The following is an 8,515-nucleotide window of genomic DNA, read 5'->3' as shown; positions in this document are numbered from 1 at the left end:
CCGGTTTGGGGGCGGGCACTGGTTCTGGCTCTGGAACCGGTACGGGTTCCGGTTTCGGTTCCACTACAGGCTCCGGCTCCACTACCGGCTCGGGAACAGGCTCAACCGGTTTCTCGATCGGTGTCACCACCGGGGCGACCGGTTCGACCGGGACAACTTTTTCCCGGTGCATAAACCACCAGTAAGCCCAGAGCGCCAGGAGCAACAACAGCAGTGCCAGCAATGCCGCGGCGATCCACCATCCACGGCGCGAAGGCGCCACGGCGGCCACCGGAGCCAGCGGAACCACCGGCGGCACCACTGGTTTTGGCGGGCGCTGGTTCCAGCGCACCACCAAAGGCTCACCGTTGAGGCTGTAGAGTTTGTCCAGCTCGGGCGCGCCGAGCAGGCTGCGCAGGTCATCCGCTTCCGTGGGCTGACCGCGTTTTTGCAGTTCGTCCGCCAACTGTCCAAGGGACGTCTGACGCACTTCATAGGTTTCCAGCAATCGCCGTTGAGCGTCCTCGTTGAGGTCGGCATAGGGCGTGGGTTGGCCACCCAGTTCGGTCCACCATTCCAGCACCTCGCCGCTGCCCATTCGCGGGATGGCGAAGAGGCTGGAGACGGTCGGCGGAAAGTGTTTCTGGATGAGGGCGACTTTGGCTTGCAGCGCACTCATCCCCTCTGGTGTGGCTTGCGCATCCCTGATGACCCGCTGCATGACGTCGATTCCTGAAAAGGCTGCAGGCCTCCGGCGGGAGGCCTGCGGGTGAAAAGTTACTCTTCGTAACCGAGGCTGAATTGCAGTTGATTGACCTTTTTCTGCAGCGCCTTCAGTTGTTCCTGCTTGGCGGCCAGGGCCGCCTTTGAAGGCTTGGCAACCGGTGCAGTCTGCGAGTCCTTGAGCTGCTGTTCGAGCCCGGCGATCTGCTTTTGCACCTGGCTTTCATTGCCATGGCGCGCCTTCAGTGAGGTCAGCAACTTGCCCAGCGACTGGTTCAGTTCAGCCTGGGATTTCTGCTGGCTGGCCAAATCGGTTTTGGTGCTGAGCTGCTGGGCCTGAATGTTCTCGTACACCTGACGGAACATCGCGTTTTGCTGGCGGGACTCGGCCAGGGCCTGTTCCTTTTGTTTGACCTGATCGCTGTAACCACCAGAGTAGTCGCAGTTCATCTTGGTCAGCATGCTGCTGTCGCGATTGGTCGCATCGCATTCGCCCGGCTGGGTCGCGCAACCGCTCAAGGCGAGGACGGCGGTCAGGACCGCCAGTTGTCGTAGCTTCATGTGCTTAACCCAGAGTGATTGCGGAACGCTGGCTGTAGAGACCGTCGACTTCCTTCTGCAAGGCAGCGACTTTCTCGTTCATTTTCAGAATGCTTACATCCACCTGCTTCATCTCGGCGCTGGAGCCTTGGGCGCGTTCGGCATCGGCCACTTTGCTGTACTCGGTGACTTTTTTGCGCATGTTGCTGAGGTCTTTGCGCAAGATTGCGATGTTGTTGTCGATCTCGGCGATTTGCGTCTGGGCTTTGGTCTTGTCGACCTTTTTGCTGGCGATGTCCTGTTTGATCCTGGCGATACGCGCCTGGTCATCCTTGATCACTTGCTGAGCGGTCTCGGTGCGGGCAATCACATTGCGCGTGTCTTGCTCGACTTCGCTGTTCATCTTCGCCAGACGGGTGGAGGTGTCGGCGTATTCGCTGCGACGTTGATCCAGATAATAGTTCGCGCCCATGGCCACGCCACACGCGGTAATACCGGCGGCGATGGCGCAGACCGCCTTGTTGCTGCTGTTGGACAGCGCGCAACCGAGGATGCCGACACCGGCGCCGACGGCGCAGGCCTGGTAACCGGACTTGCTGAAGAACTCCGCGTCATTGCCCTGGGTCAGGCGCGGGTCTGCACCGTCGCTGCCGCCGAGCATCGAACTGCCGGTGTTGGCGCAACCAGTCAGCAACAGGCTGCCGGCAACGACGAATGCGATCTGTAGTTTGAAGCGAGTCCAAAGGCTGCGCGACATGGTGAAACTCCTCGATGACGGTGTTGACGTGTTGTTATTGAGTGACGGTCTTGCAGCTGGTCAGCCAGGCCTCAGTGTCGATCTTCTGTTTTTGCAGGAAGGTCTTCTGATTCGCCCAGTGCGTGCGCAAGTAGGGTTTGAGGTCCTGAAGCTGTTTGTTGCGAGTAATGATTTCTTCCATCACCGGAACCTGTGCCTCGAGCAGCGGCTGACCGTACAACGTCGCCGACTCCACCAGGCTGCTGGCGTAGTAACGGCTGAGTTTGTGCAGGCGATCCTTCTGCTCGTCGAGCTTGCCCTTGCGCATGTCGCAACTGGCGTCTTTTTCGGCGGCTTCGCAATTGAGCTTGTAGTTTTTCTGCAGGAAATCCACGTACTGGCCGTCGTCGAGCATCTTGGTGCACAGGAACGCACCCAGATTGAGGCTGGCGCGAATCGCCTGGTCGCGGGTTTCTTCCTGCTGCTGGTTGCTGGCGCGCAGCTGGTTTTCCAGAGCCTGGAGCTTTTCCTTCAGCGCTTTGTCTTCAACACCCGAGGCCAGCGTGTTCAGCGACTGAACCGTGCCTTTGTCGGCGGATTCGGTTTCCTTGCTGCCGGTGCCGAGTTTCTTCCAGCTGTTTTCGATGCTGGCCACGCGTTCGCGAGAGGTCAGGGTCGGCGAGACCAATACCAGGCGCAGGCCGGTGGTCTTGTTTTTTACCTGGCCTTCGGCGTTGTAGTACGGCTCTTCCTTGCGCAACGCGGTGCGCAGGTCGGCCTGGGCGGTCAGGTAATTGCCGCCGCGCACGACGTAGCCACCGGCCTGGCCATGCTGGCGGTCGAGTTTGTTCAGGCGAAACGGCTCGAACATCATTTCGTCAACGTTGCCGAGCATGTCGTGAAGGCCCAGCGGATTGGGCTTTTGCAGGCCGGACAACTGCAATTTGCCGTTGGACGATTGCGCCCCGGCAAACCACTCGTAAGCGTTGATGCCGTCGGGCATCGGGTAGCGTGTATCGCGGAATTCCGCCGCACCGACTTCCAGGCCACCGCGCGCGGCGAACTCCCACTCGACTTCCGTCGGCAAACGCAGGAAGCCCAGGGCGCCGTCTTCTTTCGGCAGCTTGCCGGCGGCGTTCTTGCGCAGCCACAGGTTGTACTTGTCAGCCGCTTCGACGGCTTGCACCCAGCTCACGGCCACTTGCGGCAGGCGCATCTTGGTCGCGGCGGTGGGGCAGGTTTCGTCGGTCAGGGCAGCGTACTGCAACTGACTCATCTCGTACTTGGCCATCAGGTAGTAGCGGGATTTGTCGTTCTTGGCGCCGGTGAAACTGCCGGCGATAAACGTCGGTCGAGTCTGCTCGACATAGCCGTATTCCGCGCCGTCCTGACCGATGTTGATCGGGTAGTCGTCGAGCGGTCCGGTGACCGGAATGAACACCTTGCGAAACACCATCGAGCCTTCACACGGCATCGGCAAAACGACGTCGCTGGCTTCGGGCATCGGGTTGTAATACTTCTCTTCCCAGCCCGCCGCCGAAGCGTCGAGCAAGTAGCCCAGGCTCAGGGGCAACAGCAAGCCAAAACGTTTATAGCTCACGCAGACTCTCCGCAGGTTGGATGCTGATGGCGCGCACGGCGCCGATCACGGCCACCAGTGTAGCGACCAGAAAGGTCAGAAGCAGGGCGGCGAGGCCATGCCAGAGTGTGATGTGGCAGACAAAGGTGCCTGTGGCCTGGCTGCTGCCGAGCAAGTAGTCGAACAGATGACTGCCGACAGCGTAAAACCCCAATCCGCCGAGGTAGCCGGCCAGGCTCAGCAACAGCGCTTGCACGACCACGAAACCGGCGACCGCCGTGCGCTTGAACCCCAACAGGCGCAGGACCGCGAGGCTTTTACGCTTGCGGTCGATGTTGGCCAGGAACGCGCCGACCATCGACGCCACACAGCCAATCAATGCCGCCAGGGCAATAACACCGAAGATCAGCCCCAGCACATGGTTGATGGCTTTGACGTTGTCGATGTCGGCCAGTCGGCTCGAGGTTTCGATGTGTTGTTCGTTGAGCCAGCGCTCCAGCGGCGCCACTTGGTCGATGTCGTGTGCATACACGCGAGCGCGGGCATACAGCGGTTGCAGATCACCCAGAGGCTTGCCGGTGGTGATGCCGAACGCACTGACCTGATAGCCATCGCGAAAGCGCTCCAGGTCCAGCAGCAACGGCGGGGCGACAAACCCGGCGGCGCGGCCGAAACGGGCGCCATCGAGAATCGCCAGCACGCTCAGCGTCATTTCGCCGCGCTCATTCACGCCTTCCAGACGACGCAGCACGCGCAGTTGCACGCGATCGCCGACCTTGGCCTGCAAGCGTTGCGCGGCGCGGGCACTGAGGATCACTTGATCGCCGGTGGGGTTGAGTTCCGGCAGGTTCAGTTGCGGGTCGCCGGGTTCGGTGGCGATGATTTCTGCGCCTTCGACGAAGCGTTGCATGCCCATCAGCAAATCCGCCTGGGTGTTGAGCGAGCGTGTCTGGCCGAGGGCAAAACCGGTCTCGGGACGCTGGCGCAGACGCTCGATCCAGGCACTGTCGTAGTTGCCGTTGCTGAGCATCTTCACTTCGAGGTTACGCGGGTCGCGCAGCAGTTCGTCCTGCAACTGGCTGACCACCCCGTGCTTGAGGCCGAACAGCAACAGCAACGGCGCGATCACCGCCACCAATGACGCGGCGATGCACAGCGACACCTTGCGGTCGTGCCACAGGTCTTGCAGGGCCAGGGTGCCCAGCAGGCGCAGTCGGTCAGTCCATCGGTTCAAACAGAGTCTCTCCCTGGCGGCTGATAGCGCCGAGTCGCGGCAAGCCGAAATCCTTCAACAAGGCCCAGTCATGGGATACCACGAGCGCACTCAGGCCCATGCTCGACACCAGGCTCAGCAGCAATTCAAACAGGCGCCGGGCGCTGTGCGGGTCGAGCGCGGCGGTCGGTTCGTCCGCCAACAGCAGCAGCGGTTCATGGGCAATGGCGCGAACGCAGGCCACGCGCTGGCGTTCGCCGATCGACAGTGCCTGCGGCTTTTTATCCAGCAGTCCTTGCAGACGCAATACTTCAACCGCGTGGTCGATGTGCGCGCTGTGTGCCGACATGCCGAGCAAACGGCGCGGCAGGCTGATGTTGTCGCGTACGCTCAGAAACGGCAGCAGGCCGCCACTTTGCAAAATGAACCCCAGATGCCGTGAACGCACCGCCGCCAAAGCCGGTTGATCATCCGTGGCAAGCAATCGGGCGATGTCCTGATCCTGTTTTGCGCCCAAGCGAAAGCGCTCAAGCTCGACCGGTGCCAGCAGCAGGCCGATGGCCTCAAGCAATGTGCTTTTGCCGCTGCCGCTTTCGCCGGTGATGGCGAGGATTTCCCCGCCGCCGATCTGCAAGTGCGGCAGGCGCACATGATGGGCCAGCGCGCCTTCACCACGGCGCACCAGCAAGTTCCTGATATCGAGCATGGGCGTCTCGTTAAGGCATCATTTCCAGAGGCACCGGGTACACGTTGTCCCGCGCATCGCTGTCCTTGGCCAGCGCCACCCAACGGTCGACGTCAGCGTTGTAACGCTGGTAGTGCCGCAGTTTGGTGTTGAGCGTACGGATGAATTTCTCCTGCGCCAGACCGTCCCAGCTCTTCCAGGTCTCTTCATCCAGGTTCAGCACTTCGCTCTGGTACGGCAGGTCTTCGATGTATTCGCCGAGCACGCCCATGTCCGCCAGTTTGGCGTTGTTGTTCTGCTTGAGCTGGTTCGGATCGGCGCCCATGGTCGCGGCCACCGAGCGCAGGCGGTCGAACATTTCTGTCGGCGAAATCAAGCCTTCGTTGGCAGCGTCGAGAATCTTCTTCATCACGTCGCTCAAATCGCTGAGCTGGGACTTGGTCAGCAACACCCGCACGTCGGTGGTGGGGATGTTCTGCTTGATCAGGTCACGGTCGGTGATCCACGCCTTGAACACCGGCGGGGACTTGCTGTTGTTCTTCTCGCCCAGATAGGCCAGTTGCATGGCGTGGCCGATCAGTGCGGCGTCCTCGAGCATTTTCTTCTCGGCCGGGTCCTGCTTGGCGTTCGCCGCACTGCCGATGGCGTCTTCGCCCATGTAGGCGGCTTTCACCTGTGTAGTGATCGCGGTGGCCAGTGCATCGACCTTGCGCCCGAACTCCTGCACATCACCCGCATTCACCGGGTAGTACAGCGAGGTGTTGGTGCCCGGGTAAGTCGACAGGTTCTGGTACTGCGCCTCGGCCTTGGCGTGATCCTTGACCCCGGCCGGGGTTTTCAAGTGCAGGGTGTAAATCGCCACGCCCGGGTTGGCCGCTTCAATGCGCACCTGTGCAGCGCTCAAACCGGTCTTCGACAGTTTGTCGTCACCTTCGATGGCGCCCGCGTCGGTGATCAACACCACGTAGCGCGCACCGAATTGGCTCCAGTCGACCTTGTCGATGCTCTCCATGACGCCGGCAAAGGCATCCTCATCGAAGCTGCTGCTCGACACTTTGGCCTGTTTGAGGTCGGCGATCTTGGCGAAAAAGTCGGCGCTGTCTTTCACCTTGGTAGGGTCGGCGTACATCTTGGTGGTGTATTCCAGGCCCGGCACCGCCTGGGTATTGGAACGGAAAGCCACCATGCCGAACTTGACCTGCTTGCCGAGGTTCTGCGATTCGATCTGCTGATAAACCTTGCGGATCGCTTCGCGGGTACGGTCGATGTATGGGTCCATCGAAATCGTCGAGTCGATGACAAACACCACTGCCGCGCTGAATTCCTTCAGTTGGCTGGCCGCTTTGTCCTCAGCTTCCTTGCCCCCGGCCGCGCTGTTGGCAGCACCGCCCTTGGGGTCTTTTTCGTCGGGCTTGCTGACCGATGCGACATTGAGCAGGCGCGTGCGGAAACCGGCTTCGGTCATGACTTCTTCGCCGCTGAGCACGGGCAACAGGTAGAACTGCTTTTGCAGGTCGACGAAGTATTCAGGTTCTTCGGCCAGCACGCCGGGTGCTTGCTTGCCCTTTTTCAACGTGGCGCGCAGCGGGGCGACTTTGCTCACCGGGTCCGGTGCATTGAGAATGCCTTCGACCGTGGTGCGTTCCTTGAAGAACAGCAGCCGGTCGCGGTTGGCCGGGTTGGTGAAGGCCAGGGTCAGTTGCATTTTCCAGTCGGTGGTGCAGCTTGCAGGCAGCCAGCCAATGGTTTTGCCATAACTGTCGGGGCCGACTTTCAGCCACTCGGCGTTTGCCGCCTGGGCGCGTTCGTACACGTAGAAACGGCTGAACACCGGTTGCGCCTCGCCTGCCGCACCGCCCGCCGTCGGGCTGATCTTGCAGCCCGGGGTGGTCAGCACGCGTTGGAACAAGGTCTTTTTACCGGCCTGGATCAGCGGTTTGTCATCAGCCTGGGACAACGGGCTGATGCACAGCGCCAACAATGCAGCGCTGCTCAGCAGGAAACGACTCACGGGTGAACGCATCACTTCTGCAACTCCTCGAAACGCTGCTTGGCTTCGGCGTTGTTCGGGTCCTGGGTGAGGATCGTTTCGTACCAGTAGGCCGCGGTGGCGTTATCCGCTACCGGGAAGCATTCGCTGGCCTTCAGGTATTTCGGGTCGTATTCGCGGGCATAGGCGTTGGCGATCAGCGCGTCACCGGCCTGGGCACGGTTGGCGTACAGGCGCTGGGCGACACCGCAGTGTTTGCCGGCCTTGGCTTCGTTGATGATTTCCAGCAGCTTGGCGCTGTCGGGTGCCGCCTTGATGCAGGTCTGGACGAAGGTCAGCTCGGGCAGGCTGTTCATGCTTTCCAGCGTGCAGGCTTGTGCGTCGGCACCGGCCGGTGCGGCGGCCGCGACCGTCGGGGCAGGCGCCGGCGTGCGTTTGTAGAACCAGAACCCGGCCGCTGCTGCCAGCAGCAATACCAGTACAAGCGCGAGGCCGAGCAGACCTTTGTTGCTCTTCTTCACCGGTGGTGGAGCAGGGGTGTATTCGCGTTCGTTGGGCACCGATTCCAGTTCGATTTCTGGCTCGGCGGTGGGCAAGATCAATTCCGGCAGTTCCGGGATTTCCGGGATTTCCGGGATCTCAGGTGCTGGTGCCACCGGTGCGGTCAAATCTGCGCCGCCGTACGTCGAGCGCGTCTGGCCACCCGCCGTGGACGGCAACAGCCCGACGCCTGGCCGGACCACGCCTTTGTCGGCATGCCCCAGGCTCTGCTCGCGCAGTTCGATCTGGAATTGCGAGTTGGCGCTGCCTTCCAGCAGCGGGTCGACCACTTCCGGGCCGACCTGGGCTTCAAGAGCTTCGCCACTGGCGGCGACAGTGAAGCGCGAAACCTTGAACCAGAAAGGGTTGTTGCTCCAGGCCTGTTGGTCCTGGAGGTAGAAACCGTCCTGGTTACGCTGAATGGAAAATTCCAGCTGTTCTTCGCCACCCTGCCATTTCTTCACAGTAAGGCAGGCCCGGCCAGGCACATTGGGTTCTAAGGCGAGCAGGTCGACACGAATTGGCATTGC

The 8,515-nt window shown here is 61.2% G+C and carries 7 protein-coding genes and 1 pseudogene; all 8 read right to left on the bottom strand.

Annotated elements, in window-relative coordinates; genetic code table 11:
- Window positions 1-700, bottom strand: a pseudogene (locus J4E42_RS07690) (hypothetical protein); the annotation flags it as partial.
- Window positions 701-756: 56 nt separating this feature from the next.
- A complete protein-coding gene (locus J4E42_RS07685; RefSeq protein WP_207284939.1) occupies window positions 757-1,263 on the bottom strand; it encodes a hypothetical protein in 507 nt (168 codons plus the stop codon).
- Between the two features lie 4 nt (window positions 1,264-1,267).
- Window positions 1,268-1,999: a hypothetical protein gene (locus J4E42_RS07680; protein ID WP_207284938.1), complete on the bottom strand. Its 732-nt coding sequence runs from the start codon at window positions 1,997-1,999 to the stop codon at window positions 1,268-1,270.
- A gap of 34 nt (window positions 2,000-2,033) precedes the next feature.
- Window positions 2,034-3,578 carry an SUMF1/EgtB/PvdO family nonheme iron enzyme gene (locus tag J4E42_RS07675; RefSeq protein ID WP_008030530.1) on the bottom strand — a complete coding sequence of 515 codons (1,545 nt, stop codon included), beginning with the start codon at window positions 3,576-3,578 and terminating at the stop codon, window positions 2,034-2,036.
- On the bottom strand, window positions 3,568-4,791 hold the full coding sequence (locus J4E42_RS07670) for an ABC transporter permease (protein ID WP_207284937.1): 1,224 nt from the start codon (window positions 4,789-4,791) through the stop codon (window positions 3,568-3,570). The genes J4E42_RS07675 and J4E42_RS07670 overlap by 11 nt, the downstream gene beginning before the upstream one ends.
- Window positions 4,775-5,476: an ABC transporter ATP-binding protein gene (locus J4E42_RS07665; RefSeq protein ID WP_207284936.1), complete on the bottom strand. Its 702-nt coding sequence runs from the start codon at window positions 5,474-5,476 to the stop codon at window positions 4,775-4,777. Before J4E42_RS07665 ends, J4E42_RS07670 begins: the two co-directional genes overlap by 17 nt.
- Window positions 5,477-5,486: 10 nt before the next feature.
- Window positions 5,487-7,478, bottom strand: coding sequence for a vWA domain-containing protein (locus J4E42_RS07660; protein WP_008037963.1), 1,992 nt, complete (start codon window positions 7,476-7,478; stop codon window positions 5,487-5,489).
- Window positions 7,478-8,512: a hypothetical protein gene (locus tag J4E42_RS07655; RefSeq protein ID WP_207284935.1), complete on the bottom strand. Its 1,035-nt coding sequence runs from the start codon at window positions 8,510-8,512 to the stop codon at window positions 7,478-7,480. Before J4E42_RS07655 ends, J4E42_RS07660 begins: the two co-directional genes overlap by 1 nt.
- Window positions 8,513-8,515 lie beyond the last annotated feature (3 nt).

Origin of the sequence: Pseudomonas sp. FW300-N2A2, assembly GCF_017351735.1 — a bacterium.
Taxonomy (GTDB): domain Bacteria; phylum Pseudomonadota; class Gammaproteobacteria; order Pseudomonadales; family Pseudomonadaceae; genus Aquipseudomonas; species Aquipseudomonas migulae.
The sequence above is the reverse complement of the archived record's forward strand: the minus strand, read 5'-3'. Positions and strand labels throughout refer to the sequence as shown.